1 pseudogene is annotated in these 326 nt (G+C 35.9%); it reads left to right on the forward strand.

The annotated features are described in order from the left end of the window. Positions 1-184: pseudogene (locus ACJ5GX_RS01245) on the forward strand (ClpB D2-like domain containing protein); the annotation flags it as partial. Positions 185-326: the final 142 nt, after the last annotated feature.

The raw sequence follows: 326 nt of genomic DNA on the forward strand, positions 1-326 counted from the left end.
AGAAGCTAAAGAACTAATAGCACAAACTGGATATGACCCTGAATATGGAGCGCGGCCTCTGAAAAGGGTAATACAAGAATGCATTCAAAATAATCTAGCTAAGTTAGTTTTATCTGGGGAAATAGTAGAAGGAGATGAGCCAATAGTGTATACTTCTGGTAACGAAATCTTAGTTAAAAAGATCGATCTGTTTGTTTATGCCGGACGTTCCCACAAACGTCTAACTCATATCTCGTTATTCATTAGTTTAGTTAGTTACATGTTAAAATGATTTTACTATTTGCTAAGTAAAGGGCATTAGTCAGGTCGTGTCAAGTTCTCTGAAT

The sequence above is a fragment of the Wolbachia endosymbiont of Tuta absoluta genome (assembly GCF_059414725.1).